At 64.1% G+C, this 25,779-nt stretch carries 22 protein-coding genes; 9 read left to right on the plus strand and 13 right to left on the minus strand.

The annotated features are described in order from the left end of the window. Positions 1-237: 237 nt before the first annotated feature. The 7 genes from AC0Z2B_RS02415 to AC0Z2B_RS02445 all read left to right on the plus strand — a co-directional run bounded on the left by AC0Z2B_RS02415 (position 238) and on the right by AC0Z2B_RS02445 (position 10,190). The gene (locus AC0Z2B_RS02415; RefSeq protein WP_476294978.1) at positions 238-1,401 is read left to right on the plus strand and encodes an efflux RND transporter periplasmic adaptor subunit; all 1,164 of its coding nucleotides are present in this window, start codon (positions 238-240) and stop codon (positions 1,399-1,401) included. Next, on the plus strand, positions 1,398-4,499 hold the full coding sequence (locus tag AC0Z2B_RS02420) for a multidrug efflux RND transporter permease subunit (protein WP_476294980.1): 3,102 nt from the start codon (positions 1,398-1,400) through the stop codon (positions 4,497-4,499). Before AC0Z2B_RS02415 ends, AC0Z2B_RS02420 begins: the two co-directional genes overlap by 4 nt. 9 nt (positions 4,500-4,508) lie before the next feature. Beyond that, complete coding sequence (locus AC0Z2B_RS02425) at positions 4,509-5,186, plus strand: heavy metal response regulator transcription factor (RefSeq protein ID WP_008366030.1); 678 nt, start codon at positions 4,509-4,511, stop codon at positions 5,184-5,186. After that, entirely contained in the window at positions 5,176-6,540 is a 1,365-nt protein-coding gene (locus tag AC0Z2B_RS02430; RefSeq protein WP_473005496.1) for a heavy metal sensor histidine kinase, read from the plus strand. The genes AC0Z2B_RS02425 and AC0Z2B_RS02430 overlap by 11 nt, the downstream gene beginning before the upstream one ends. A gap of 123 nt (positions 6,541-6,663) precedes the next feature. After that, positions 6,664-6,885 (plus strand): hypothetical protein, encoded by a 222-nt coding sequence (locus AC0Z2B_RS02435; RefSeq protein ID WP_416422680.1) that lies wholly within the window; start codon positions 6,664-6,666, stop codon positions 6,883-6,885. 205 nt (positions 6,886-7,090) lie between these two features. After that, on the plus strand, positions 7,091-8,443 hold the full coding sequence (locus AC0Z2B_RS02440; RefSeq protein WP_476294981.1) for an OprD family porin: 1,353 nt from the start codon (positions 7,091-7,093) through the stop codon (positions 8,441-8,443). A gap of 241 nt (positions 8,444-8,684) precedes the next feature. Beyond that, on the plus strand, positions 8,685-10,190 hold the full coding sequence (locus AC0Z2B_RS02445; protein ID WP_476294982.1) for a sensor domain-containing diguanylate cyclase: 1,506 nt from the start codon (positions 8,685-8,687) through the stop codon (positions 10,188-10,190). A 79-nt stretch (positions 10,191-10,269) separates the two neighbouring features. Here the strand turns inward: AC0Z2B_RS02445 and AC0Z2B_RS02450 are convergent, their stop codons facing one another. Continuing rightward, positions 10,270-10,725, minus strand: a complete 456-nt coding sequence (locus tag AC0Z2B_RS02450) for a ferritin-like domain-containing protein (RefSeq protein ID WP_416422677.1) — start codon at positions 10,723-10,725, stop codon at positions 10,270-10,272. 204 nt (positions 10,726-10,929) lie between these two features. On the opposite strand from AC0Z2B_RS02450, the gene AC0Z2B_RS02455 reads away from it, so the two are divergent. Further along, on the plus strand, positions 10,930-11,166 hold the full coding sequence (locus AC0Z2B_RS02455; protein WP_027978992.1) for a DUF3820 family protein: 237 nt from the start codon (positions 10,930-10,932) through the stop codon (positions 11,164-11,166). A 100-nt stretch (positions 11,167-11,266) separates the two neighbouring features. Here AC0Z2B_RS02455 and AC0Z2B_RS02460 read toward each other — a convergent pair whose 3' ends face one another. The 3 genes from AC0Z2B_RS02460 to zwf are packed head-to-tail and all read right to left on the minus strand — an operon-like array spanning position 11,267 to position 14,131. Beyond that, entirely contained in the window at positions 11,267-11,944 is a 678-nt protein-coding gene (locus AC0Z2B_RS02460) for a bifunctional 4-hydroxy-2-oxoglutarate aldolase/2-dehydro-3-deoxy-phosphogluconate aldolase (protein WP_416422676.1), read from the minus strand. Positions 11,945-11,961: 17 nt separating this feature from the next. Beyond that, the gene (gene pgl / locus AC0Z2B_RS02465; protein ID WP_473005495.1) at positions 11,962-12,675 is read right to left on the minus strand and encodes a 6-phosphogluconolactonase; all 714 of its coding nucleotides are present in this window, start codon (positions 12,673-12,675) and stop codon (positions 11,962-11,964) included. Further along, a complete protein-coding gene (gene zwf / locus AC0Z2B_RS02470; protein ID WP_416422674.1) occupies positions 12,662-14,131 on the minus strand; it encodes a glucose-6-phosphate dehydrogenase in 1,470 nt (489 codons plus the stop codon). Before zwf ends, pgl begins: the two co-directional genes overlap by 14 nt. A 213-nt stretch (positions 14,132-14,344) precedes the next feature. Between zwf and AC0Z2B_RS02475 the strand changes: the two genes are divergently transcribed. Continuing rightward, positions 14,345-15,196 (plus strand): MurR/RpiR family transcriptional regulator, encoded by an 852-nt coding sequence (locus AC0Z2B_RS02475; RefSeq protein ID WP_416427542.1) that lies wholly within the window; start codon positions 14,345-14,347, stop codon positions 15,194-15,196. 92 nt (positions 15,197-15,288) lie between these two features. Here AC0Z2B_RS02475 and AC0Z2B_RS02480 read toward each other — a convergent pair whose 3' ends face one another. The 9 genes from AC0Z2B_RS02480 to AC0Z2B_RS02520 all read right to left on the minus strand — a co-directional run bounded on the left by AC0Z2B_RS02480 (position 15,289) and on the right by AC0Z2B_RS02520 (position 25,766). Continuing rightward, positions 15,289-16,143: a D-hexose-6-phosphate mutarotase gene (locus AC0Z2B_RS02480; protein ID WP_416422673.1), complete on the minus strand. Its 855-nt coding sequence runs from the start codon at positions 16,141-16,143 to the stop codon at positions 15,289-15,291. 230 nt (positions 16,144-16,373) lie between these two features. Beyond that, on the minus strand, positions 16,374-17,717 hold the full coding sequence (locus AC0Z2B_RS02485) for a carbohydrate porin (RefSeq protein WP_476294984.1): 1,344 nt from the start codon (positions 17,715-17,717) through the stop codon (positions 16,374-16,376). Between the two features lie 100 nt (positions 17,718-17,817). Then, positions 17,818-18,978 (minus strand): ABC transporter ATP-binding protein, encoded by a 1,161-nt coding sequence (locus tag AC0Z2B_RS02490; RefSeq protein WP_416422671.1) that lies wholly within the window; start codon positions 18,976-18,978, stop codon positions 17,818-17,820. Positions 18,979-18,982: 4 nt separating this feature from the next. Further along, positions 18,983-19,828, minus strand: coding sequence for a carbohydrate ABC transporter permease (locus AC0Z2B_RS02495; RefSeq protein WP_416422670.1), 846 nt, complete (start codon positions 19,826-19,828; stop codon positions 18,983-18,985). Further along, entirely contained in the window at positions 19,821-20,729 is a 909-nt protein-coding gene (locus AC0Z2B_RS02500; RefSeq protein ID WP_416422669.1) for a carbohydrate ABC transporter permease, read from the minus strand. The genes AC0Z2B_RS02495 and AC0Z2B_RS02500 overlap by 8 nt, the downstream gene beginning before the upstream one ends. 101 nt (positions 20,730-20,830) lie before the next feature. Continuing rightward, on the minus strand, positions 20,831-22,111 hold the full coding sequence (locus tag AC0Z2B_RS02505) for an ABC transporter substrate-binding protein (protein ID WP_416422668.1): 1,281 nt from the start codon (positions 22,109-22,111) through the stop codon (positions 20,831-20,833). A 106-nt stretch (positions 22,112-22,217) separates the two neighbouring features. Then, positions 22,218-23,483, minus strand: coding sequence for a D-mannose isomerase (locus AC0Z2B_RS02510; RefSeq protein ID WP_476294987.1), 1,266 nt, complete (start codon positions 23,481-23,483; stop codon positions 22,218-22,220). Positions 23,484-23,778: 295 nt separating this feature from the next. Then, entirely contained in the window at positions 23,779-24,045 is a 267-nt protein-coding gene (locus AC0Z2B_RS02515) for a DUF3077 domain-containing protein (protein ID WP_476294988.1), read from the minus strand. Between the two features lie 320 nt (positions 24,046-24,365). Beyond that, positions 24,366-25,766, minus strand: a complete 1,401-nt coding sequence (locus AC0Z2B_RS02520; protein ID WP_476295140.1) for a sensor histidine kinase — start codon at positions 25,764-25,766, stop codon at positions 24,366-24,368. Between the last annotated feature and the right edge of the window lie 13 nt (positions 25,767-25,779).

The following is a 25,779-nucleotide window of genomic DNA, read 5'->3' on the forward strand; positions in this document are numbered from 1 at the left end:
GGCAACCTCTGCAGGTGGACAAAACGTAACCAAGTGTCTCGGTATCAAAAAGTTACCGCTATTGGGCGTTTCCCTTTTGCTTGTAGGAAAAAGCCGAGATTGCAAGCAAGGCCGTGGCGGACCAGCGCCGCTTTCCTGACAAAACTGACAGCGACACGTCATGCTCGCGACCCGATTGCCGCTATATAAAGAGAAGCAATCCCCCTTCCCTGCCCACGACCCCGGCGTCTCACCCGCATGCGCACACCGATAACAAGAAAACTGCTGTTGGCCCTGATCATCATTGCCCTGCTGGGCGCCGCCCTCTGGTACTGGAAAAAGCCGGCGCACAAGGTCGCGGCCGCCGCGCCCATCCCCGTACGCGTGGTGCAAGTCAGCCGCCAGGACGTGCCCAAGTACCTCACCGGCATTGGCACCGTGCAGTCGCTGCAAAGCGTGACCGTGCGCCCGCAGATCGACGGCATCCTCGCCAAACTGGCGGTCAAGGAAGGGCAGTGGGTCAAGCAGGGCGACCTGCTGGCCAGCATTGACGACCGCGCCATTCGCGCCAGCCTCGACCAGGCCCGGGCGCAGCTGGGCCAGAGCCAGGCGCAGCTGCAGGTGGCAGGGGTCAACCTCAAGCGCTACAAGGACCTGAGCGTCGACAACGGCGTGTCGCGCCAGACCCTGGACCAGCAACAGGCGCTGGTCGACCAGCTCAAGGCCACCATCGAGGGCGACCAGGCCAGCATCGCTGCCGCCCAGGTGCAGCTGTCCTACACCCAGATCCGTTCGCCGGTGACCGGCCGCGTGGGCATCCGTAGCGTCGACGAAGGCAATTTCCTGCGCGTGACCGACACCCAGGGCCTGTTCACCGTGACCCAGATCGACCCCATCGCCGTGGAATTCGCCCTGCCCCAGCAAAGCCTGCCCACCCTGCAGGTCCTGGTGCACGGCAGCGAGCCGGCCCAGGTGAAAGCCTTCGTCGATGGCGACAGCGACAACGGCACCTTGCTGGGCACCGGCCACCTGAGCCTGATCGACAACCAGGTGTCGGCCACCACCGGCACCATCCGCGCCAAGGCGCAGTTCGACAACAAGGGCCAGACCCTGTGGCCCGGCCAGTTGGTGAACGTCAGCCTGCAGAGCGAGCTGCTGCGCAATGCCCTGGTGGTACCGCCCCAGGTGGTGCAGCGCGGCGTCGACAACCACTTCGTCTACCGGGTGAAGGCCAATAGCGTCGAGTCGGTGCCGGTCAAGGTGGTCTACCAGGACAGCAGCCTGACCGTGATCGACGGCGTGGCCGCCGGCGACACCCTGGTCAGCGACGGCCAGTCGCGGCTCAAGCCCGGTAGCACTGTCGAAGTGGTCAAGCAGCAACCCCCAGCGGTTGCCGACACCACCGTGGAGCCACAGCCATGAGCGTGCGCGGCGGCGTTTCAGGCTGGTGCATCGACCACCCGGTGGCCACCCTGCTGCTGACCTTCGCCCTGGTGCTGCTGGGTTGCATCGCCTTCCCGCGCCTGGCCGTGGCCCCCCTGCCCGAGGCCGAGTTCCCCACCATCCAGGTCAGCGCCGCGCTGCCCGGAGCCAGCCCGCAGACCATGGCCTCGTCAGTGGCCACGCCGCTGGAGGTGCAGTTCAGCGCCATCCCCGGCATGACCCAGATGACCTCCACCAGCGCCCTGGGCACCAGCAACCTGATCCTGCAGTTCACCCTGGGCAAGAGCATCGACACCGCTGCCCAGGAAGTGCAGGCGGCCATCAACACTGCCGCCGGCCTGCTGCCCAAGGACATGCCCACCCTGCCCACCTGGAAGAAGGTCAACCCGGCGGACAGCCCGGTGCTGATCTACAGCATCAGCTCGTCGCAGATGCCCGGCACCGAACTGAGCGACTACGCCGAGTCGCTGCTGGCCCGGCAGATCAGCCAGATCGAAGGCGTGGGCCTGGTGAACATCACCGGCCAGCAGCGCCCGGCGATCCGCGTGCAGGCCTCGGCCGACAAGCTGGCCGCCATCGGCCTGACCCTGGCCGACGTGCGCGTGGCCCTGCAGAACACCAGCCTGAACCTGGCCAAGGGCGCGCTGTACAGCGACTCCAGCGTCTCCACCTTCGCCGCCAACGACCAGCTGTTCGAGCCGGCTGACTACTCCCAGGTGATCATTTCCTACAAGGACGGCGCGCCGGTGCACCTGACCGACGTGGCGAAAGTCATCAACGGTTCGGAAAACGCCTACGTGCAGGCCTGGTCCGGCGACCAGCCGGGCCTGAACCTGGTGATCACCCGGCAGCCCGGCGCCAACATCGTCGACACCGTGGAACGGGTGCAGGCCGCCATGCCCGGGTTGCAGGCCATGATGCCGGCGTCGGTGCAGGTCACCACGCTGATCGACCGCACCCGCACCATCCGCGCCTCGCTGCACGAGGTGGAAACCACCCTGCTGATCGCCGTCCTGCTGGTGGTGGCGGTGATGGCGCTGTTCCTGCGCCAATGGTCGGCGACGCTGATCGTTTCCAGCGTGCTGGGCGTGTCACTGGTGGCCAGCTTCGCGCTGATGTACGCGCTGGGCTTCAGCCTCAACAACCTCACCCTGGTGGCCATCGTCGTGGCCGTGGGCTTCGTGGTGGACGACGCCATCGTTGTGGTGGAGAACATCCACCGGCACCTGGAAGCCGGCGAAGGCATGCGCGAGGCGGCGGTGAAAGGCGCCGGCGAAATCGGCTTCACCGTGGTCTCCATCAGCTTCTCGCTGGTGGCGGCGTTCATTCCGCTGCTGTTCATGGGCGGCGTGGTGGGCCGGCTGTTCAAGGAATTCGCCCTGACCGCCACCTCTACCATCCTCATCTCGGTGGTGGTGTCGCTGACCCTGGCCCCCACGCTTGCGGCCATGTTCATGCGCGCCCCGGTGCACCACGCCGACGCCAGGCCCGGCTTCGGCGGGCGGCTGCTGGCCGGCTACGAACACTACCTGCGCAAGGCCCTGGCGCACCAGCGGCTGATGCTGGGCATCTTCGGCCTGTCGGTGGGCCTGGCCATCTGCGGCTACATCTTCATTCCCAAGGGCTTCTTCCCCATCCAGGACACCGGCTTTGTGCTCGGCACCACCGAGGCGGCAGCAGACGTGTCCTACCCGGACATGATCAAGAAGCACCTGGAACTGGCGAAGATCGTCGGTGCCGACCCGGCCGTGCAGGCCTACTCCCACTCGGTGGGGGTGACCGGCAGCAACCAGACCATCGCCAACGGCCGCTTCTGGATTGCCCTGAAAGACCGTGGCGACCGCGATGTCTCGGCCAGCGAGTTCATCGACCGCCTGCGCCCGCAGTTGGCCAAGGTGCCGGGCATCGTCCTCTACCTGCGCGCCGGCCAGGACATCAACCTCAGCTCCGGCCCCAGCCGTGCCCAGTACCAGTACGTGCTCAAGAGCAACGATGGCCCTACCCTCAACCTGTGGGCCCAGCGCCTGACCGAGAAACTGCGCTCGCTGCCGGCCTTCCGCGACCTGTCCAACGACCTGCAACTGGGCGGCAGCATCACCCACATCAGCATCGACCGCAGCGCCGCCGCGCGCTTCGGCATCAGCGCCGCCGACATCGACCAGGCGCTGTACGACGCCTTCGGCCAACGGCAGATCAACGAGTTCCAGACCGAGACCAACCAGTACAAGGTGGTGCTCGAGCTGGACGCGGCCCAGCGCGGCAAGGCCGAGAGCCTGAACTTCTTCTACCTGCGTTCGCCGCTGACCAGTGAAATGGTGCCGCTGTCGGCGCTGGCCCGGGTCGACGCGCCCAGCATCGGCCCGCTGTCCATTGCCCACGATGGCATGTTCCCGGCGGCCAACCTGTCGTTCAACCTGGCCCCTGGGGTGGCCCTGGGCGATGCGGTGCAGATCCTCAACCGCGCCCAGAGCGAGATCGGCATGCCGGCCTCCATCACCGGCAACTTCCAGGGCGCCGCCCAGGCGTTCCAGAGCTCGCTGGCCAGCCAGCCGTGGCTGATCCTGGCGGCGCTTGTGGCGGTGTACATCATCCTCGGCGTGCTGTACGAAAGCTTCGTGCACCCGCTGACCATCATCTCCACCCTGCCCTCGGCCGGCCTTGGCGCGCTGATCATGCTGTGGCTGTGCGGCCAGGACTTCTCGATCATGGCGCTGATCGGCCTGGTGCTGCTGATCGGCATCGTCAAGAAGAACGGCATCCTGATGGTCGACTTCGCCCTGGAGGCCCAGCGCCATGAAGGCCTGTCACCCCACGACGCGATCTTCAAGGCCTGCCTCACGCGCTTCCGGCCCATCATCATGACCACCCTGGCGGCCCTGCTGGGTGCCCTGCCGCTGATGTTCGGCTTCGGCGCCGGCGCCGAGCTGCGCCAGCCCCTGGGCATGGCCGTGGTTGGCGGCCTGCTGGTGAGCCAGGCACTGACACTGTTCACCACGCCAGTCATATACTTGCAGCTGGAGCGGCTGTTCCATCGGCGCCAGGCGGCCCCTGCCGCGGCGCTGCCAGCCGGCCATTGAGAGCGGACCATGCGTATCCTGATTATCGAAGACGAAGAAAAGACCGCGGACTACCTGTACCGCGGCCTCACCGAACAAGGCTTTACCGTCGACCTGGCCCCCGATGGCATCGAAGGGCTGCACCTGGCACTGGAAAGCGACTACGCGGTGATCGTCCTTGACGTGATGCTGCCCGGGCTCGACGGCTACGGCGTGCTGCGCGCCCTGCGCGCGCGCAAGCAGACCCCGGTGATCATGCTCACTGCCCGCGAGCGCGTTGAAGACCGTATCCGCGGCCTGCGCGAAGGCGCCGACGACTACCTGGGCAAGCCCTTCTCGTTCCTGGAACTGGTGGCGCGCCTGCAGGCCCTGACCCGCCGCAGTGGCGGCCACGAACCGGTGCAGATCAGCGTGGCCGACCTGTGGATCGACCTGATCAGCCGCAAGGCCAGCCGCGCCGGCCAGCGCCTGGACCTGACCGCCAAGGAGTTCTCGCTGCTCAGCGTGCTGGCCCGGCGCCAGGGCGAGATCCTGTCGAAGACCGCCATCGCCGAGCTGGTGTGGGACATCAACTTCGACAGCGACGCCAACGTCGTCGAAGTGGCGATCAAGCGCCTGCGCGCCAAGCTCGACGGGCCGTTCGAGGAAAAACTGCTGCACACCATCCGCGGCATGGGCTATGTGCTGGAGAGCCGGCGTGAGTACTAACTCCATCGCCGTGCGCCTCAGCGCACTGTTCACCCTGGTGGCGATGGTCATCTTCCTGTTGATCGGCTGGGCCCTGTACCGCCAGGTCGACAAAAGCCTGGGCCTGCTGCCCGAGGCCGAGCTGGACGCACGCTACAGCGTGCTGGAATCGGTGCTGACCCGCGACGGCTCGCCCGAGCGCTGGGCGAAAATCGTTGCCAAACTGCACCTGCTGGAAGAAGAAGACCGGCGCCTGCATTTCTGGGTGGTCAGCGGCAACCCGGCCTTTGAATACGGCCACCCCGACCCGCAGGTGCGCGACTTCGCCCTGGGCAGGCCGGGCAAGCGCGACCTGGTGCTGGCCGAGCACGCCTACCCGCTGAAAGTGCTGGTGAACGCCCTGCCGGCGGTGGACCAGCGGCCGCCGCTGCGCTTCCTGGCCGGCATCGAGACCGACACCTTCTCGCAAACCCAGCACACGCTGCTAATCGCCCTGATCAGCTTCGCCGCCCTGGGCGTGCTGCTGGCCTCGGCCTTGGGCTACTGGGTGGCGCGGGTGGGGCTGCGGCCGCTGGTGAGCCTGTCCCGCGAGGCACAGAAGCTGGCGCCACCGCGCCTGTCCGGGCGCCTGCAACTGTCGCCGCTGCCGCCGGAGCTCAACGAGTTCGTCATGGCCTTCAACTCGTCGCTGGAACGGGTGGACCAGGCCTACGGGCGGTTGGAGGCCTTCAACGCCGACGTCGCCCACGAGCTGCGCTCGCCGCTCACCAACCTGATTGGCCAGACCCAGGTGGCGCTCACCCGTGGCCGTTCGGCCGAACATTACTTCGAGGTGCTGCAATCCAACCTCGAAGAGCTGGAGCGCCTGCGCAGCATCATCAACGACATGCTGTTCCTGGCCAGCGCCGACCAAGGCAGCAAGGCCACGCAACTGACCGCCAGCTCCCTGGCCGAGGAAGTGGCCACCACCGTCGACTACCTGGAGTTCATCCTCGAGGACGCGCAGATCAGCGTGCGCGTGAGCGGCGACGCCCAGGTGCACATCGAACGCGCGCACCTGCGCCGCGCCCTGATCAACCTGCTCAACAACGCCGTGCAGCACACCGCCGCCGGCCAGCAGATCGACGTGCGCATCACGCCCCACGGCGACCAGGTGCACATTGAAGTCAGCAACCCCGGCCCCGGCATTGCCCAGGAACACCTGCCCAAGCTGTTCGAGCGCTTCTACCGGGTGGACGCCTCGCGCAGCAACAGCGGCGCCAACCATGGCCTGGGCCTGGCCATCGTCAAGGCCATCGCGCTGATGCACGGTGGCAGCGTTTTCGTGCGCAGCGAACAAGGCGCCAACACCTTTGGCATCAGCCTTCCCGCCTGATTGCGCGCCACTGTTACAAGTTTCGTAAAGGCTCTTATCTTTATTTTCACTTGTTCCGTGGCGCCTCGCTTTATATATTTGTTGCACACCAACGAACTTGCAGACGCAAGAAGGTTTTCCAAAATGTCCAAATCATTGGGTATTGCCGGCGCTATTATCCTGTCTTCCCTGATGTTGTCCCCGCTGGCCATGGCAGAAGAATCGCCAGCCTTCGCGGCGCGGAACGCGGCTATTCAAGCCAACTTCGAACAGCATCAAGAGGCCGTGGCGCTCAAGGCCCAGCAACATCAGAATATTCAGCAGGCGCAGGCTGTAAAGCCTCAGAGCGACGCCAAGGACAGCTGAAATTGGAATTGAACCCCTTTTCCCTCGACGTTGCTTAGATGATGGTTGTCCAAGCGATTGATCTTAAAGCCGCTGCTTTCAGCGGCTTTTTTTTCGTCTTGCGAAAACACAGAGTTACGCGTGATTTTACCCACAACAAAAAACTGAGCTGATGAAAATAACAACTGCCAAAGTTAAAAAACATTTACCAAGGAGTTTAGAAACAGTGAAATCCACTTTCCGCTTCAGCCCTTTGTTCGTTGCATTGGCTGCAACGATGTCCGCCGGCGCCTACGCCGATGACAGCACCACCGCGGCCGCCAGCAAGGATGGCTTCATCGACGGGTCCACCCTGACACTGGACCTGAAGAACTATTACCTGAGCCACCGTCGCCACAATGGCGAGAACAACAGCGTCGAATGGGGCCAGGGGTTCACCGGCATCTTCGAATCGGGCTTCACCCAGGGCACCGTGGGCTTTGGCCTGGACGTCAACGCCATGCTCGGCCTGAAACTGGACGGCGGTGGCGGCACCGGCGGGTCCAGCATCCTGCCAACCACCCGCGCCACCAAGGCGGGTAATCTTTATGGTGATGCGCCTGACTCCTTCTCCTCGGCAGGCGGCGCCGTGAAAATGCGTGCCTTCGGCACCGTGATCAAGGCGGGCGACATTTTCCTGAACAACCCTGTCATCGCCGGCGGCGCCTCGCGCATGCTGCCAATGACCTTCCGCGGCGTCGAAGCCACCAATACCAGCTTCGACCACCTGACCCTGGACGCCGGCCGGGTGAGCTTCGACAAACTGTTCAACCAGAGCGGCAACGGCCGCATCGGTACCTACTACGGCACCCTGCCCGATGGCGAGGAAAGCAAGCACATGGACTGGGCTGGTGCCACCTACACCGGCATTCCAGGCGTGACCACCAACCTGTTTGCCTCGCAGCTCAAGGACATCTGGGACCAGTATTACTACGACCTGGACTACACCTATGCGCTCAACGACCTCGTCAGTGTGAACCCTGGCTTCCATTACTACCGCACCAATAGCAGCGGCCAGGCGTTGCTGGGCAAGATCGACAACAATACCTTCAGCGTGCACATGGGCGTGACTGTCGGCCACCAGACCGTCACCGCGTCGCTGCAGAAGGTCAACGGTAATACCCCGTTCGACTACATCCAGGACGGCGACAGCATTTTCCTCGACAACTCCCAACAATGGTCTGACTTCAACTCTCCCGGCGAGAAGTCCTGGAAGCTGGCCTACCTGTATGACTTCGTCGGCTGGGGCCTGCCCGGGCTGACCTCAGGCATTTCCTACACCCGTGGTACCGCTGACCTGACCAAGGCGACCCAAGCCGCGGATTCGGGCTACAGCAGCTACTACAACGCCGATGGCAAGGATGCGATGCACTGGGAACGCGACGTGGACATCAAATACGTGGTGCAACAAGGGCCGGCCAAGAACCTGGGTGTGCGTCTGCGTTGGTCCACCAACCGCAGCAACGATGGCTACAAGACCGTGGACGACAATTCGGATGAATACCGCGTAATCGTCGACTACCCGATCAACATCTTCTAATCAAACGTTTGTTCATAAAAAAGCCGGCACTTGATGCCGGCTTTTTGTTTCCTGCCTAAACCTCGGAAAGGCTTGAGAAATCAGGAAAATTGTCTGACTGTTCAGTCAAACCGTTCATCTGGCAATTTGCCATCATCCCGCCGGACGGGTTGTCCACTCTGATACACACCCCTAGAATACCGCCGCTTTGCGCGCCCCACGCCCGTGTCCGTGGCGACAAACCCGATCAGAGTTCGCCATCTTGCGCCATTCCCACCCACCCTCGCGGCCGCAACTCCGCGCCCCGCTGCGGTACCTGAACATCGGGTGCGGGCTGACGATCCTGGCCATCATTGCCATCGTCACGTTCCTGCTGGCCCGTGAACATGCCAACGCCGAACGGGATGCCGCGCGGGCGGCGAACAACATCGTGCAGCTGATCAACATCGACGTGCAGCGCAACGTCGAACTCTACGACCTGTCGCTCAAGGGCCTGATCGAGGCCTCGCAGCACCCCGACTACCAACGCATCCCGCAGAGCCTGCGGCACCGGGTGCTGTTCGACGCCGCCATTACCGGCCCCTACCGCGGCGACATTCTGTGGCTGGGGCCACAGGGCGATATCGTCGCCGATTCGCGCGCCTACCCACCACGCAAGGCCAACTTCAGCGACCGCCCCAACTTCCAGTACCTGCGCGACCACCCCGACGCCGGCCTGCAGATCAGCGACCCCTTCCATGACCGCATCGGCAGCCTGGGCTGGTGCATCAGCTTCGCCCGGCGTATCTCCTCGCCCAGCGGCGAGTTCCTCGGGGTGGCCTCCGGCGCCCTGCGCCTGGACTACTTCGCCGAGCTGTTCAAGCGCCTGACCATCGGCCGTGACAGCAGCGTCAACCTGATCAGCGAGCAAGGGCTGTTCCTGGCCCGCGAGCCGGAAGTGCCTGGCCAGGACCTGATCGGCCAGGACTTCAGCCAGCGCCCCAACTTCAAGCGCGTGGTGCGCGAGCGCAACGGCAGCTTCGTGTCCATCTCCAGCTTCGACCACAAGGAGCGCCTGTACATCTTCGCCAAGGTGGGGCAACTGCCCATGGTGGTGATCGTCGCCCTGTCTACCGAAGAGGTGTACGCCTCGTGGCGGCGCACGGCGATGTTCGTCGGCACCGCCACCGCAGCCCTGTGCCTGGCCCTGCTATGGCTGTGCCTGATGATGGGCCGCGAACTGCGCCGGCGGCTCAGCGCCGAGCGCGAACTGGCCACCCTGGCCTCCACCGACAGCCTCACGGGCCTGGCCAACCGCCGCAGCCTGGACCGCGCGCTGCGCACCGAGTGGGCACGCTCCCAGCGCAGCGGCAAGCCCATGTCCGTGTTGATGATCGATGTCGACCACTTCAAGGCCTTCAATGAACGCCACGGCCACCCCGGCGGCGACGAGGCCCTGCGGCGGGTAGCCAAGGTGATCCATGGCTGCGTGCGCCGCCCCGCAGACCTGGCGGCGCGCTACGGCGGCGAGGAGTTCATGGTGGTGCTGGCGGAAACCGACCTCAACGGCGCGCTGATCATCGCCGAGACCATCCGCAACGCCATCGAGAGCCAGGCGCCGTTCGCCGGCGACGACCGGCCGGTGACCGTCAGCATTGGCGTGGGCACCCGGCGCACGCGGGCGGGCATGAAGCTCGAAGACCTGCTGGCGGCGGCAGACCTGGCGCTGTACCAGGCCAAGGCGAATGGCCGCAACCAGGTGGGTTTCTGCGAGAAAGCGGTCGCCTGAGGGGACGCGGCCTGCGGCCGCTGCTACAGGTGCAAAAAAAACGCCGGCACGGGGCCGGCGTTCGGGGGCTGCTCAGGTATCAGCTGGCGCGGGCGATATTGCGCAGCGCCTTGACCTGGTCATGGTTGCGCTGCACACCGTGGAACTGACGTTCGACGATGGCATACACATTGGCCGGCAGCGGCTTGGCCAGGGCTTCCTTGTACGCTTTGATGGCGTGGTCTTCACCCCGCTCGGCTTCATTGAGCACCGCTTCTTCGTCCTTGCCGGTGAACACCGACTTCACGTCCACCCAGCGGCGGTGCAGGTCGCCGGCCACGCTAGTGGAGTCTTCGGGATCACCACCCAGCGCACGAACTTCCTGTTGCAGTTCGCCTGCGGCCTGGGCGCATTCCTGGGAACGCTTGACGAACAATGCCTTCAGCTCAGGATTCTTGATATCTTCCGCACAGGTTTTGAAACCTTCCTGGCCATCCTTGCTGGTCTGAATCAGGTCGTTGAGTACCGAGATAACTTCTTTGGTTGGATTAGACATTTTCGATTCCCTCTGGGTTGAAAGGTTACAGAGGTATATCGCAGACTTCGTGCCATCTTTTTTATTTAAATAAATCCTTTAAATTCAATAACTTATGATTTTACAGAATTTACAACACACCGCGTTCTGCATGAAACAGCCATTGGCCTTCATGCAGAATGCAACTCTGTTCACCGTTGTTTTGCACCCCGGTATTTACTATCCATGAACCCGGAAAAACTTGAATTATTGATTACCCGTGAAATGCCCTTCGGCAAATACAAGGGGCGCATCATCGCCGACTTGCCCGGGCCCTACTTGAACTGGTTCGCCCGCGAAGGCTTCCCCAAAGGGGAACTGGGCGGCCTGCTGGCGCTGATGCAGGAAATTGACCACAACGGCCTGAGCGACTTGCTGGAGCCCTTGCGCAAGAAACACAACCGCCCCGCGCCGAAGCATTGATCGGGCATAGAACGCGGGCAAAAAACGCAGGCAAAAAAAAAAAGGGGCGCCGACCAAGCGCCCCCAAAAGCCGTAAAACAATCAACAGCAAGCAACAAATTCAGTCGAACAGGGCCAGCGCCTCGGCGGTGCACTCCTGGATGCGTGCCCAATCGCGGTTCTTGATCCAGGCGCTTTCCAGCATCCACGAACCACCCACGCACATCACGTTGGGCTGGGCCATGTAGTTCTTCAGGTTCGCCGGGCCTACGCCGCCGGTAGGGCAGAAGCGCACCGACGGGAACGGGCCGCCGAAGGCCTTGATGGCCGCCACGCCGCCGCTGACTTCCGCCGGGAACAGCTTGAAGCGGCGGTAGCCCAGGGCGTAGCCCATCATCAGCTCCGACGGGCTGCTGATACCCGGCAGCAGCGGCAGCGGGCTTTCAACGCCGGCTTCGAGCATGTCCTGGGTCACGCCCGGGGTCACGGTGAACTGCGAGCCCGCCGCCTCGGTGGCGGCCAGCATGTGGCGGTCCAGCACGGTGCCCGCGCCGACGATCAACTCGGGGCGTTCCTGGCGCAGGATCTGGATGGCCTTCAGGCCCAGTTCCGAGCGCAGGGTCACTTCCAGTGCAGTCAGGCCACCGGCCGCCAAGGCGTCCGCCAGGGGCAGAATGTCTTCTTCACGGGCGATGGTAATCACCGGAAGAATCTTCGCCTTGGCGGCCAGCTTGTCGATCAGGGCGACTTTATCCGCCATGCGGTTTTGCACCAGTTGTTGTTTTTCGAGTGTCGTCATAGCGGCTGATCCTTGGCTCAGGGGCACCAGTAGATATCCAGTGGGGAGTGTAGGAACGCGCGCACCGGCATCTGGGCAACGTCATCGCCCGCCAGCGCGTCGCGCAACGTGTTCAATTTGCCCGCCCCTTGCAGCGACAGCGCGGTGTAGCGGGCGCTGGCCAGCAGGGCACGGCTCATGGTCAGGCGCTGGTGCGGCACGGTCGGCGCCAGCATCGGCAGGCAGCGACGGCTGCCGGCAGGCTCCAGCGCCTCGGCCAGGTTCGGGCTGTTGGGGAACAGCGAGGCGGTGTGGCCGTCGTCGCCCATGCCCAGCACCAGCACGTCGATGGCCGGCAGCTCGGCCAACAGCGCGTCGGTTTCCTGCGCCGCCAGCTCGAGGTTCTGGGCCGGGTTGTACAGGCTGACGAAACGCGCCTTGGCCACCGCGCCTACCAGCAGGTAGCGCTTGAGCAGGCCGGCGTTGCTGTCGGCGTGTTCCACCGGCACCCAGCGCTCGTCAGCCAGGCTGATGACCACTTTCGACCAGTCCAGTGCCTGGCGCGCCAGGCACTGGAAGAACATCACCGGGCTGCGGCCGCCGGAGACCACCAGGGTAGCGACACCCTGGCGCTCGATGGCGCCGCGCAGTTGTTCGGCCACATGGGCTGCCAGGCCTTCGGCCAGCAGCGCTGCACTGGCGAAGTCACGTGGAACCACTTCGCTTGGCAGTTTGAGTTCAGATATCGCCATACCAGGACCTCCCATCGCGGGTAATCAGTGCGATGGAGCTCATCGGCCCCCAGGAGCCCGCCGCGTACGGCTTGGGCGCATCACCGGACTTTTTCCAGCCGGCGATCAACTGGTCGCACCATTTCCACGCATATTCGATTTCATCTTTACGGACAAACAGGTTCTGATTGCCCTGCATCACCTCCAGCAACAACCGCTCGTAGGCATCGGGGATGCGCGCGCTGCGGTAGGTGTCGGAGAAGTTCAGTTGCAACGGTCCGCTGCGCAGTTGCATGCCTTTGTCCAGGCCCTGCTCCTTGGTCATCACGCGCAAGGAAATGCCTTCGTCCGGCTGCAGGCGGATGATCAGCTTGTTGCTGATCTGCAGGCGCTGCTCGGGGGCGAAGATGTAGTGCTGCGGTTCCTTGAAGTGGATGACGATCTGCGACAGCTTCTGGGGCATGCGCTTGCCGGTACGCAGGTAGAACGGCACGCCGGCCCAGCGCCAGTTGCGGATGTCGGCACGCAGGGCGACGAAGGTCTCGGTGTCGCTCTGGGTGTTGGAATTCTCTTCTTCCAGGTAGCCCGGCACGGGCTTGCCCTGGCTGTAGCCAGCAATGTACTGGCCACGCACCACCTGGGTGGTCAGGCCTTCGGCGCTGATCGGCGCCAGGGCCTTGAGCACTTTTACCTTTTCGTCGCGGATGCTGTCGGCCGACAGGTCGGCAGGCGGGTCCATGGCGATCAGGCACAGCAGCTGCAGCAGGTGGTTCTGGATCATGTCGCGCAGCTGGCCAGCCTTGTCGAAGTAGCCCCAACGGCCTTCGATGCCGACTTCCTCAGCCACGGTAATTTCCACGTGGGAAATGTAGTTCTGGTTCCACTGGGTTTCGAACAGGCTGTTGGCGAACCGCAGGGCAATCAGGTTCTGCACCGTTTCCTTGCCCAGGTAGTGGTCGATGCGGTAGATGCGGTTCTCGGGGAAGAACTGCGCCACGGCGTCGTTCACCCGGCGCGACGACACCAGGTCGTGGCCAATGGGCTTTTCCAGCACCGCGCGGGCACGGTCGGCCAGGCCGACCTTGTGCAGGTTCTCGCAGATGGCGCCGTACACGGCCGCAGGGGTGGCGAAGTAGGCGATCAGCTGCTCGCTGGGCCCTACCTGTTCGGCGAGGTTGACGTAGTCAGCCTCGTTCATGAAATCGACATGCACGTAGGTGACCCGGGCCAGGAAGCGGTCCAGGGTTTCTGGCTCGATCTGTGCCTTGGCAACGAACAGGCGCAGGTGTTCCTCGATATTGGCCAGGTGCTGCTGCGGCGTACCCGGCTCACGGGCAAGCGCCAGGATGCGGGTGTCAGCGTGCAGCAGTTCGGCTCGATCAAGCTGGTAGAGCGCCGGGAACAGCTTGCGCAGTGCCAGGTCGCCTAGGGCGCCGAACAAGGCAAAAGTGCAGGGTTCTACGGAAGTCGAAGGCATGATGTTTGTTCTTTTATCAAGTTAGACTAGAAATACCTTTTTTCAAGGCACCATTCAAGGGAAAATGTAGTAATAAACACAACATTTTCCCGGTAGATCAGATTCGAGTGGTGATCGCACCAAGCCCTCAGTACGATAGGCCACCCGTGAATACAGCCGCGCCAGACAGCTGTACTGGCTGCATCCTCGACCCAAGGACATAACATGGACCGCGTGCGCAATCTCCTGGAGCAGATCCAGAGCCGCCTCGAAGAGCTGAACAAGGCTGAACGCAAGGTCGCCGAAGTCATCCTGCTCAACCCCCAGCAAGCCACCCGCTTCAGCATTGCCGCGCTGGCCCAGGCCGCCTCGGTCAGCGAACCGACGGTCAACCGGTTCTGCCGCTCGTTCGGCGTCAGCGGCTACCCCGAGCTGAAACTGCAATTGGCCCAGAGCCTGGCCAGCGGCGCTGCCTATGTCAGCCGCGCCGTGGAAGCCGACGACGATCCCGCCGCGTACACCCAGAAGATTTTTGGCAGCGCCATTGCATCATTGGACAGTGCCTGCCAGCAACTGGATCCGCAGCTGATCAGCCGCGCCGTGGACATGTTGATCCAGGCTCGGCAGATCCACTTCTTCGGCCTGGGCGCCTCGGCGCCGGTGGCGCTGGACGCCCAGCACAAGTTTTTCCGTTTCAACCTGGCCGTGTCGGCCCATGCCGATGTGCTGATGCAGCGGATGCTGGCGTCGGTGGCGCACACCGGTGAACTGTTCGTGATCATTTCCTACACCGGCCGCACCCGCGAGCTGGTGGAGGTGGCCCGCGTGGCGCGGGAAAACGGCGCCTCGGTGCTGGGCCTGACCGCCAAGGACTCGCCGCTGGCCAAGGCCTGCAGCATGAGCGTGCACATTCCGCTGCCCGAAGACACCGACATCTATATGCCGATGACTTCGCGGATCATTCAGTTAACCGTACTCGATGTACTGGCCACCGGCATGACCCTTCGTCGCGGCGCAGACTTCCAGCCGCATTTGCGCAAGATCAAGGAAAGCCTGAACGCCAGCCGCTACCCCATGGATGAGTAACCGGCTGTAGCAGCGGCCAAAGGCCGCGTCCCGGACGCCGCGCGCTGCCTGACGCAGCGTGTCGCAAGACGCCGCCTGCGGCAGCTGCTACGTTAGTTGAGCAGGCGGGCCTGCAGGCTGATGTGGGCTTTCTCGCCGGGCGCCAGGCTGAGGTTGTCCTGGCTGCCGCTGGTGGCTTCCACGCACAGAAAACCCTGGCTTTCATTGCCGGCCACGCCCATCAGCGGCCGTGAACCGGGGTGCCACACCACGGTGTCGTCGCTGTCGGCGGTATGAATCGCCAGTTTGCGCGCCCAGGCGCGGTCTTGCAGCTGCACCTGGTTGGCGCCGCTGAACACTCGCTGGCAGGCGCCGGTCACTTCCAGTTCGCCCTTGTGGGTGGTGGTCTTGCGGCTGAGCTTATCGTAGCTCTGCACGCCTTCCAGCCCCGCCAGGCTCACCTCGTTCACATCGCCGATGCGCCAGTAGGCCAGCAACGCGTGGCTCAGCTGGCAGGGCTCGCTGTCCTGGTGTTCGGTGCTCAGGCGCAGCTCCATCTGGTCGCCCAGGCGCGCGTGCAGGTCGACCTGCCAGTCGCACAGCAGCAGGCGCCAGTGCAGGGTCACACCCTCCTCGTCCTCGCTGCTGGCGTGCAGTTTCCAATCCACCAGGCGCCCCCAGCCATGGGCCGGCCACATGCCTTCGCTGGGATGGCGGCCATACCACGGCCAGCACACCGGTACGCCGCCACGAATGGCGCCGGCCTGGGGCCAGTGGGCCGAGCACCACAGCCACGGCTTCTGCCCCTGGGGGCGGAAATGCAGGAGTTGCGCGCCCTGGCGGCTGAACACCGCCTGGCATTTGGGATGGTCGATGACCAGCACGTCACGTTGCTGAAAACGCTCCCATTCGAACGTAGGCCGGGGCCGCTGCGATTTGAAGAAGCGCTGGAGCGGGTGGTCGTGCATGACAGTAGAAATCCTGGACACGGGCGTGAAAGCTCACCTGGGTACGGCTGATATTGTTAGAGGTAGCGCTATCTTACCGATATAAACCGATATTTCGCCGAGCTTTTTGCCGCATGGTCTCACACGATACGCGTAGCAGCGGCCGCCGGCCGCGTCCTGGGGCAACGCGGTGGTCGTGACGCGGCCTGGTGGCCGCTGCTACGGGTGCAGCAGCGGCCACCGTTACGCGGTTAGAACTTGGTTTGCAGTTTCAGGCCAGCCACTACCGCGTTCTGCACTTCATCCACACCGCCTGGGTGCTTGATGTACTGCAGGTTCGGGCGCACGGTCAGCCAGTTGGTGACGTGGAAGCCGTAGTAGATCTCGGCGTCGTACTCGGTGCTCTGCACCGGCAGGTAGCCCGGGTTGTCGTAGTCTTCGATGCCGCTCAGCTGGTTGACCAGGCGTGCGCGGTCCTGGGCGTCGTCGTTGACGTGAATGCGGCCGATACCCACGCCGATGTCATCCTTGGGACGTGCATCGAACGGGCCTTTGTACACCAGGCCTACCTGCTGGTAGTTGTCGATGTAGTTGGTGGCCTTGTCGTGCACGGTGAAGTTGGCGAACACGTTCAGGCCGCGGCTGGCATCACCGTTGTGGGTGGTGAGTTGCTGCTGCGCCACGATCCACCAGCCGTGCTTGCCGTTGTGCTCCTTGTAGGTGCCCGAGACAGGTTGTGGCTGGCCGTCGGCGCCTTCGTAGACATCGTCGGCGTTGGCGCTGCTGTAGTAGTAACCCAGGCGGTATTCGCCTGGCAGGCCGTTGACCTGCGGGGTCCACACCAACTCCACCGGCAACAGGGTGCCCTTGGTGCCGCTGCCGTTGAGCTTGAAGCCGTTGTTGCGGTCCAGGTTCGACGGGTTCTGGTTGAACGCACCCACCTGCGCGTACCACTCGGGGGTGATGTTGTACTTGATGCGGCCGGCCCACTGGCTGACCGGCCAGTTGTACCAGATGCCACCCACCCAGTTACCCACCTGCGAGCCGCAGAAGGTCAGGTTCTGGAAGTCGCACGGGAAGCTGTTGAAGTCTTCGCCCGGGCCGAAGCGGCCGACCTTGACGTCCAACGCACCGTCGAAGAACTTCTGCTTGTACCACATCTGGGTCAGGCGCCAGGTCTGGCCCCGGCCCCACACTTCCTGGGACGAGCTGAGGGTGCCGGCGCGCGGGTCGCCGATACGGTCGTTGGAAATGTTGCGGCCGCTACGCTCGGTGACGGTCAGCTTGAACTCGGCGTCCTGCCAGCCGAGGATCTTGTTCAGGTCCATGTCCACGCCCAGCGCGAACTGGTCGCTGTAGCGCGCGGTGACGTGCTTGTCGTAGCCGCCCCCCAGGTTGCTGCCGGCCTCGCCCACGTACTCCAGGGTGAAGTCATAGCCCTTTTTCATCAGCTCCGTACGTTCGCCACCCCAGTCGCCGAGCATCCATGGCGATTCAGGGTCGAAGGCGTCGTACGCATGGGCGCTGGTGGCCAGACCCAGTGCGCTGAGCACTGAAATCTGCAACAAACGATTGCGTGCCAACTTGGTATTCATGCGCTTTTTCATCCCTTGCTTCCTCGTCTTATTGTTATTGGCTGTTGATTAAACGCGGTGTAAATCGGTGTTACCGGGCGACAGGCCGCCCGGCACGAATTCAGCGGCCCTTGAACTGGGCGACGTTGTCGCCCGCCACGGGTGCCTGTGCACGCCCCACCGCCCCCAGGCGCTCGCCGGTCTTGGCGTCGAACAACAACACCTTGGCCGGATCGAATTGCAGATTCAGTGTTTCCCCCACCTGCGGCGCCACGTCCGGGGCCAGGCGGCAGCATACCTTGGTGCCGTTGAGTGTGACGAACACCAGGGTGTCGGGGCCGGTCGGCTCGGTGATCTGCACCTCGGCACGAATGGTCGGCAGGCCATTGGCCTCGGTGCCGGCCAGCACGATCTGTTCGGGGCGCATGCCCAGGATCACTTCGCGGTCCTCAAGGCCCGCATCATTCATCGCCAGCGGCAGCTCGCAGCGCGCCTGGCCGCTGTCCAGCAGCGCCTGCAGGCGGCCATCCTTGCGCTGCAGGCGCAGGGGAATGAAGTTCATCGGCGGCGAGCCGATGAAGCTGGCCACGAACAGGTTGGCCGGGTCGTTGTAGATCTCCTTCGGCGTGCCGAACTGCTGGATGATGCCGTCCTTCATCACCGCCACCTTGTCACCCAGGGTCATGGCCTCGATCTGGTCGTGGGTCACGTACACCGTGGTGGTCTTCAGGCGCTGGTGCATCAGTTTGATTTCGGTGCGCATCTCCACCCGCAGCTTGGCGTCGAGGTTGGACAGCGGCTCGTCGAACAGGTAGATCTTGGGCCGCCGCGCCAGCGCCCGGCCCATGGCCACGCGCTGCTGCTGGCCGCCGGACAGCTGGCCCGGCTTGCGGTTGAGCAGGTGCTCGATCTGCAGCAGCTTGGACACCCGCGCCACTTCCTCGTCGATGGCCTCGGCCGACATCTTGCGAATCTTCAGGCCGAAGGCGATGTTCTCGCGCACGGTCATGGTCGGGTACAGCGCGTACGACTGGAACACCATGGCGATGTCACGGTCCTTGGGGCTCATGCCGCTGATGTCGGCGTTGTCCACCAGGATCGCGCCACCACTGATGCTCTCCAGGCCAGCGATGCAGTTCATCAGCGTCGACTTGCCGCAGCCCGACGGCCCCACGAGGATCAGGAACTCGCCGGAATCGATCTTCAGCTGGATATCTTTCAAGGTGTCCGGCAGGCCGGCGCCATACGTCTTGATTACATTGCGCAGTTCTAGCGTTGCCATGTTTCTACCCCTTGACCGCGCCGGCGGTGAGCCCACGCAGGAAATACTTGCCGGCCATGATGTACACCAGCAGTGTTGGAAGGCCGGCGATCATTGCCGCGGCCATGTCTACGTTGTATTCCTTGGCGCCGGTGCTGGTGTTCACCAGGTTGTTCAGCGCCACGGTGATTGGCTGCGAGTCGCCACTGGCGAACACCACGCCGAACAGGAAGTCGTTCCAGATCTGGGTGAACTGCCAGATCAGGCAGACCATGATGATCGGGATCGACATGGGCAGCAGGATCTTGTTGAAGATGGTGAAGAACCCCGCGCCGTCCAGTCGCGCCGCCTTGACCAGCGCATCCGGCACGCTGACGTAGTAGTTACGGAAGAACAGCGTAGTAAAAGCCAGCCCATATACAACGTGGACGATCACAAGACCGGTGGTGGTGTTGGCCAGGCCGAACTTGCCCAGGGTGAACGAAGCCGGCAACAGCACGGTCTGGAACGGCAGGAAGCAGCCGAACAGCAGCAGGCCGAAGAACAGCTGCGAGCCGCGGAAACGCCACATGGACAGCACGTAGCCGTTCATGGCACCGATGAAGGTGGAGATCAGCACGGCCGGCACGGTGATCTTCACCGAGTTCCAGAAGAACCCGCCGACGATGTCCCAGGCCTTCAGCCAGCCGATGCCGGTGAACACCTCGGGCAAGCTGAGCAGGTTGCCGGTGCGGATGTCATCCGGGGTCTTGAAGCTGGTCAGCAGCATCACCACCAGCGGCACCAGGTACACGGCGGCCGCCAGGATCAGCGTGGCGTAGATGGCCACGCGGCTAAAGCTGAGCGAGGATTTGCCATAGGCATTAGTCATGGCGCTTGGTCCTCAATTCCGAATACAGGTACGGCACCAGGATCGCCAGGATCGCGCCCAGCATCAGCATGGCGCTGGCCGAGCCGATGCCCATCTGGCCACGGCTGAAGGTGAACGAATACATGAACATGGCCGGCAGGTCCGAGCTGTAGCCCGGGCCGCCCGCGGTCATGGCCGCCACCAGGTCGAAGCTCTTGATGGCGATGTGCGCCAGGATCATGAAGGCGCTGAAGAACACCGGCCGCAGGCTGGGCAACACGATCTTCAGGTAGATGGTGGGCAGGCTCGCGCCGTCCACCTGGGCAGCACGGATGATCGACTGGTCGACCCCGCGCAGGCCCGCCAGGAACAGCGCCATGACAAAGCCGGAGGCCTGCCACACCGCGGCAATCACCAGGCAGTACACCACGCGGTCCTGGTCAATCAGCCAGTCCAGGCGGAAGCCTTCCCAGCCCCAGTCGCGCAGCATCTTGTCCAGGCCCAGGCCGGGGTTGAGCAGCCATTTCCAGGCGGTGCCGGTGACGATCATCGACAGCGCCATAGGGTACAGGTAGATGGTGCGCAGGAAGCCTTCGCGGCGGATGCGCTGGTCCAGCAGCACCGCCAGGAACACCCCCAGCACCAGGCTGATGGCGATGAACAGGCCACCGAACACCGCCAGGTTCTTGCTCGCCACCCACCAACGGTCGTTGTCGAGCAGGCGCGCGTATTGCTGCAGGCCGACGAAGCTGTACGTCGGCATGAAGGTGGAATTGGTAAAGGACAGCAAAAAGGTCCAGAAGATATAGCCATAGAAACCGACCAGCACGAGCAGCATGCTAGGCGCCAGCACCACTTTGGGTAACCAGCGTTGCAGCGCGTCGAACGGCGAGGCCTTGCTGAACACAGCCACAGAGCTCATCGGGAACATCCAGGGTAAAGGTCAATCGGCACCGAATCCCTGCGCCGGGGGATGGGGAGGGGGAACCCCGGCGCAGGTATCGGACGCGTTATCCGTCGGTGTTACTTGGCCGACGAGATGCCCGCATACAGTTGCTTGGCGGCCTTGGCCGGATCGGCGTTCTTGTCACTCATGAAGTTGGTGACAACGTCGAAGATCGCGCCTTGTACTGCCAGCGAGGTAGCCATGTTGTGCGCCATGCTCGGTTCCAGCTTGCCGGCCTTGTCGGCTTCGGCGAAGTCCTTGGCCGAGGCCTGGCCACAGCTGTCGAACTTGCTCATGTCCAGGTCATTGCGCACCGGGATCGAGCCTTTGTTCTGGTTGAACACGTACTGGAATTCGGGCTCCAGGGCGACCTTGGCCAGGTCGTCACGCGCAGCGTTGTTGCCGGGGGTGTCGTTCTTCTTGGCCAGCTTGAACATGGCCAGGGAGTCGATGTTGTAGGTGTAGCTGCCCTGGGTGCCCGGGAACGGCACGCACTCGTAGTCGCTGCCGGCTTTCTTGCCTGCCGCGCTCCACTCGCTCTTGGCCCAGTCGCCCATGATCTGCATGCCGGCCTTGCCGCTGATGACCTTGGCCGCTTCCAGGTTCCAGTCCTGGCCAGCGCCATCCGGGTCCATGTAGCCCTTGAGTTTCTTCAGCTCGGTGAACACCTTGGTCATCTGCGCGCCAGTGAGGGTGGCCTCGTCCTGGTCGATGAAGGCTTTCTTGAAGCCGTCGGCGCCCATGATGCTCAGCACCATGTCTTCGAACACGGTGCTGTCCTGCCACGGCTGGCCACCGTGGGCGATCGGGATGATGCCTGCGGCCTTGAGCTTGTCGCCGGCGGCGTAGAGTTCTTCCAGGGTGGTGGGGGCCTTGGCGATGCCGGCCTTCTTGAAGGCTTCCGGGTTGACCCACAGCCAGTTGACGCGGTGGATGTTCACCGGCACGGCTACGTAGTGGCCTTCGTATTTCATGGTGTCGGAGACGGTTTTGGAGAGCAGCTTGTCCCAGTTGTTGGCCTTGGCCACGTCGTCGACGTTGGTCAGCAGGCCCAGGGAAGCCCATTCCTGAATGTCCGGGCCCTTGATCTGCGCGGCAGACGGCGGGTTGCCCGACACGGCACGGGTTTTCAGCACGGTCATGGCGGCGGCGCCACCACCACCGGCGACAGCGCTGTCTTGCCAGGTGTAGCCGTCTTTCTCGACCAGTTGTTTCAAGACACCCACAGCCTTGGCTTCACCCCCGGAGGTCCACCAATGCACTACTTCCACGGTGCCTTTGGAATCGGCGGCGTGGGCGGCGAAAGGAAACAGGGTGGCAAGCGAAATGACAGCGGCGAGGCGATTGATCGCGTTCATCGGATTCCCTTTTTTTGTTGTTATGCATTGCAAGTCTGATGCTTGCGCTGCGATGGAGTGTAAACAGGGTAGTTAGTACGCCAGGTAACGAAGCGATGCACAATTGTCACCAGCCGGTGACAATGTGCTGCCCGCCCACCTTGGCAAGGCCGCAGGCCAGGCTGGGCGCCAGCGGCAGGCGCGGCAACAGCACGGCCTGCAACGCATGGTACAGGTCGGGCTTGCCGGCCCAGACCTTGGCGCCAGGGCGGTTGTGTTCGTCCAGTTCGTGGTGCCAACTGCCGTGCACGCGGTCTAGCAAATGCTCGGCGGCGAACTCCCAGAAATCCCGGTACCACTGCTCGTAGGCGTGCTCGCCGGTGCGCCGCAGCAGCGCAGCCGAGGCGGCGATGGCCTCGCAGGTGACCCAGTGCATGCGCTGGCGCACTACGGGCTGGTCCTGCCAGTCCAGGGTGTACACCAGCCCCGGCGCCCCATCGACGTGCCAGGCGGTGCGGCAGGCCTGCGCGAATAGCCCGCGGGCGTCGGTCAGCAGCCAGGTGGGCGCCGGGCGCACGGCCTCCAGCAGCGCGGCTTCCAGGTGCAGCAACAGCCGCGCCCATTCGAAGGCGTGCCCCGGGGTGCTGCCGTACGGGCGGAAGGGGTCGTCGGGACGGGCGTGGTTGTACTCAAGGTCGGCTTCCCAGCCGGGGTGGAAATGCTCGATGACCCGGTACTGGTTGTGCGCCGCGTGCTGGTGGATCACCCGCTCGGCGATCCGCAGGGCGCGTTCCAGCCAGCGCGGGTCGTGGGTGGCGTCGGCCAGGGCGAGGAACGCCTCGACGCTGTGCATGTTGCAGTTGGCGCCGCGGTAGGCCTCTTCGCGGCTCCAGATGCGGTCGAAGGACTCGCGCATGGCGCCCTCCTCCTCGTGCCAGAACCGTGTGTGGATCACCTCCACGGCTTCGTCCAGCAGCGCCTGGGCGCCGGGCCGGCCTGCTGCCACCGCGCTGCTGGCGGCCAGCGCCACGAACGCGTGCAGGTAGGCGGCCTTGCCCAGGTCGCCGTCGGCGGCGTGGGCCACGGCGTACCAACCGCCCTGGTCGGCGTCGCGCAGGCAACCGTTCAGCGCGGCCAGGCCGTGGTCCACCAGCGGCGCGCAGCCGGGCAGGCCTTGCAGGGCGCCCAGGGCGAAGCTGTGGGTCATGCGGGCGGTGATCAACGTCTGCGCCGGCGCATCGGGCAGCCAGCCGCGTTCATCCAGGTGGCCAAAGCCTTCGGGCAGCCGCGAAGCGCGGGCAAAGTCCAGCAAACGCAGGCCTTCGGCGGCCAGCCAGTGGTGATGGGCGGGGGTGTTGAGCCAGCTGTTGAAGTCCAGGTGCAGCCTGTCCATGGGAGTGCCTTGGTTTTTTTATTGTGGTGGAGTGAGTCTAAACAACGGATGGCGGGGGGCGGGTAACCAAATGTCACAGGGTTATGCGGCGGCCGCACGACCCGGCCTAACGGCCGGTGCTACAGGTTTGGCGCCGGTACCTGTAGCACCGGCCGCAAGGCCGGGTCGCGCCGTGCGAACGGCGCTCGCAGACGGCGCACCGTAGCCGCTGCCGCCAGGCTGCGCTGGCCGGTGTGAACCCTGGCGATTTCCCGTGGGGCATAGGGCCAGCGCAGCCTGTGGCAGCGGCTACACGTCAACGCTCGACGCTGGTGATCGAGGCATCAACCAACGCCCTACCCATCTGCACCAACTGCGCGGTAACAACCCCAAGGGATCGGCTCAACTGCAGGTCAGCATCACAATTCTCGGCCGACAGGCGCTCGGCGCAGCCGAAGAGCACGCTCGCCTGGGCCAATGCCTGATGGACGGGTACCCCCGGTTGCACGCTGAACAGCGGAACGCCGTCGGCGCCTGGGCAGAAAGGGAGGTGTTGGGTAAGCAGGGTTCCATCATCTTGCATGGTTTGTTCTCTGTGATTGATCAATTGATCACCCACACGGCCCGGTTACCAAGAAACCCGGCGCACGCGAAGGTGCCCCACGCGCAGCCGCCACTAAACGCGGCATGCGGTGTTTCTTAGTGATGAATCGGAGCCGTCAAACCCCATCACGGATGTGCCGTGACGGGCCAGAGGATAGGGATGGCAGTGGTGCAGGTCAACCGATTGGGTGGGCAGGCGACGTCCCGTAGCCGCTGCCGCCAGGCTGCGCTGGCCGGCGTGAACCCTGAAAATCTCCAGCGGGGCATAGGGCCAGCGCAGCCTGCGGCAGCGGCTACGGGTTAGGTGCGGGGCAGGTAGAGGGTTACGCGCAACCCCCGCTCTGGCAAATTCTGCAGGCTGACTTCGCCGCCGTGGCTGTGCGCGATGTTGCGCGCAATTCCCAACCCCAGCCCATAGCCATGCTGGTTGCCGGACAGGCGGAAATGCGGTTCGAACACTTTCTCCAACCGCTGCGCCGGCACGCCCGGGCCTTCGTCGTCGACGTGGAGGATGAACGCCCGGGCGTTGTCTTCCACGTGCAGGTGCGCCCGCTCGCCGTATTTGAGGGCGTTGTCGATCAGGTTGCCCATGCAGCGCTTCAACGCCAGCGGCTTGCCCGGGTAGGCCTTCCACGCGCCGCCGTGCAGGGTCACACGGCCGTTGCCTTCGGGGGCCACGAAGGGCTCGATCAGGCAGTCGAGCACGTGGTTGAGGTCCACCGGTTCGATGTTCTCGTGGATGTCGGTGTCTTTCACGCACTGCAGGGCGCCTTTGACCAGCAGCTCCAGCTCGTCCAGGTCGCGGGTGAACTTGGCGGCCAGGGGGTCGTCTTCCAGCAGTTCCACGCGCAGGCGCAGGCGCGTGATGGGCGTGCGCAGGTCGTGGGAGATGGCGCTGAACAGCTGGCTGCGCTCGGTCAGGTAGCGGCTGATGCGCCCGCGCATGGCGGTGAAGGCGCGGCTCACTTCGATGACTTCGCTGCCGCCGCCCTCCACTTCCGGCTCCTCGGGCTCGGCGCCCAGGGACAGCTCCCGGGCGGCGCGCGCCAGGCGCTTGAGCGGGCGGCTCTGCCAGTGCACCAACAGGCCGATGAACAGCAGCAGGAACGAGCTGGTGAGCAAAATGAACCACCACTGCTGGGCCGGCAGGCCCTCCTCCTCGAGGCTGGTGTAGGGCTCGGGCAGCAGCGAGGCGATGTACAGCCACTCGCCCTCGCCCAGGCGGATCTGCGTCACCAGCACCGGCGGGTTCACCGGTTCCAGGGTCAGGGAATAGTGCGCCCACGAGCGCGGCAGCTCGTCCAGGGCCAGGCCGCTGTTGAAGATGCGCAGGTCCTGGGGGCTGACGAACTGCACGGAGATGTCCATCTGCGAACCCAGGCTTTCGTGCAGCACCTCGTCCACGGCGTCGATGACCGCGCTCTTGCGCTGGGTGGCCGGCAGCACGCGCATGTCCAGCGGGCGGTCGTTGAGCGACACCACGAATCGCGTGCCGCCCATGCTGCGCAGCTGGTCCAGCACCATGGGCCGGTAGGCCAGTGGCAGCGAGCGGAAGTAGCTGACGCTGGCCGACATGGAATGGGCCAGGCTGCGCGCGCTGGTGACCAGGCCTTCGAGCTGGGTGGCACGCAGCTGCGAGACCCAGATCAGGCTCGACAGCCCCTGCGCCAGCAGCACCACCAGCAGGGTCAGCAGTAGCATGCGCCCCAGCAGC

It is taken from the genome of Pseudomonas sp. GYB4201 (assembly GCF_056312595.1).

Excerpts from the sequence above, each read along its gene's own strand:
- AC0Z2B_RS02415 (WP_476294978.1), top strand. The coding sequence starts at position 238 with ATGCGCACACCGATAACAAGAAAACTGCTGTTGGCCCTGATCATCATT.
- AC0Z2B_RS02420 (WP_476294980.1), top strand. The coding sequence starts at position 1,398 with ATGAGCGTGCGCGGCGGCGTTTCAGGCTGGTGCATCGACCACCCGGTG.
- AC0Z2B_RS02425 (WP_008366030.1), top strand. The coding sequence starts at position 4,509 with ATGCGTATCCTGATTATCGAAGACGAAGAAAAGACCGCGGACTACCTG.
- AC0Z2B_RS02435 (WP_416422680.1), top strand. The coding sequence starts at position 6,664 with ATGTCCAAATCATTGGGTATTGCCGGCGCTATTATCCTGTCTTCCCTG.
- AC0Z2B_RS02450 (WP_416422677.1), bottom strand. The coding sequence starts at position 10,725 with ATGTCTAATCCAACCAAAGAAGTTATCTCGGTACTCAACGACCTGATT.
- AC0Z2B_RS02455 (WP_027978992.1), top strand. The coding sequence starts at position 10,930 with ATGAACCCGGAAAAACTTGAATTATTGATTACCCGTGAAATGCCCTTC.
- AC0Z2B_RS02460 (WP_416422676.1), bottom strand. The coding sequence starts at position 11,944 with ATGACGACACTCGAAAAACAACAACTGGTGCAAAACCGCATGGCGGAT.
- pgl (WP_473005495.1), bottom strand. The coding sequence starts at position 12,675 with ATGGCGATATCTGAACTCAAACTGCCAAGCGAAGTGGTTCCACGTGAC.
- zwf (WP_416422674.1), bottom strand. The coding sequence starts at position 14,131 with ATGCCTTCGACTTCCGTAGAACCCTGCACTTTTGCCTTGTTCGGCGCC.
- AC0Z2B_RS02480 (WP_416422673.1), bottom strand. The coding sequence starts at position 16,143 with ATGCACGACCACCCGCTCCAGCGCTTCTTCAAATCGCAGCGGCCCCGG.
- AC0Z2B_RS02485 (WP_476294984.1), bottom strand. The coding sequence starts at position 17,717 with ATGAATACCAAGTTGGCACGCAATCGTTTGTTGCAGATTTCAGTGCTC.
- AC0Z2B_RS02490 (WP_416422671.1), bottom strand. The coding sequence starts at position 18,978 with ATGGCAACGCTAGAACTGCGCAATGTAATCAAGACGTATGGCGCCGGC.
- AC0Z2B_RS02495 (WP_416422670.1), bottom strand. The coding sequence starts at position 19,828 with ATGACTAATGCCTATGGCAAATCCTCGCTCAGCTTTAGCCGCGTGGCC.
- AC0Z2B_RS02500 (WP_416422669.1), bottom strand. The coding sequence starts at position 20,729 with ATGAGCTCTGTGGCTGTGTTCAGCAAGGCCTCGCCGTTCGACGCGCTG.
- AC0Z2B_RS02505 (WP_416422668.1), bottom strand. The coding sequence starts at position 22,111 with ATGAACGCGATCAATCGCCTCGCCGCTGTCATTTCGCTTGCCACCCTG.
- AC0Z2B_RS02510 (WP_476294987.1), bottom strand. The coding sequence starts at position 23,483 with ATGGACAGGCTGCACCTGGACTTCAACAGCTGGCTCAACACCCCCGCC.
- AC0Z2B_RS02515 (WP_476294988.1), bottom strand. The coding sequence starts at position 24,045 with ATGCAAGATGATGGAACCCTGCTTACCCAACACCTCCCTTTCTGCCCA.
- AC0Z2B_RS02520 (WP_476295140.1), bottom strand. The coding sequence starts at position 25,766 with ATGCTACTGCTGACCCTGCTGGTGGTGCTGCTGGCGCAGGGGCTGTCG.